Annotated in this window: 2 pseudogenes; both read left to right on the top strand. The window is 53.9% G+C overall.

The window, feature by feature from the left end:
* Positions 1–82 (top strand): annotated as a pseudogene (locus tag Xkoz_RS26490) (DNA cytosine methyltransferase); the annotation flags it as partial.
* Positions 83–139: 57 nt separating this feature from the next.
* A pseudogene (locus Xkoz_RS19360) lies at positions 140–490 on the top strand (hypothetical protein); the annotation flags it as partial.

The following is a 490-nucleotide window of genomic DNA, read 5'->3' as shown; positions in this document are numbered from 1 at the left end:
TGGTCCCCAACGCGCTGTCGCCTGGCGAGTGCTCGACGCTCAATATTTCGGAGTCGCCCAACGACGCCGTCGTGTGTTTGTTGTCGCAAGTGCTCGAAACGGATTTTGTCCCGCCAAAGTACTTTTTGAGCCAAGCGGCGTGCGCCGGCATTCTGAACCGCGCGGAACGGCGGGGGAAGAAGTTGCCGGAAATGCTGGAAGCCGCGCTGTTATCGGTAGTCACCGGGGCACAGGGTTAAACCCATACCCGATATTAAACCAGCGTCATCATGGCCGCGAACGGGTCGCAATATATCGGCAAATTTCATTTGGTGAGTATCAAACAGATGATATTTCGTCGACGTTAAAATCCAGAGATGCAAAAAGCGCGACGGATTTGGTGGCGATAGCCCTGGCAGGCAACATGATAAACCGGGCGCCCCAGAATGGCGGTAATGGTATCGGCTATCACCCTGAAATTTCCTACACACTGACCACAACCGATGTTCAT

This window comes from Xenorhabdus kozodoii (assembly GCF_002632875.1).
GTDB classification, from domain to species: domain Bacteria; phylum Pseudomonadota; class Gammaproteobacteria; order Enterobacterales; family Enterobacteriaceae; genus Xenorhabdus; species Xenorhabdus kozodoii.
The sequence above is the reverse complement of the archived record's forward strand: the minus strand, read 5'-3'. Positions and strand labels throughout refer to the sequence as shown.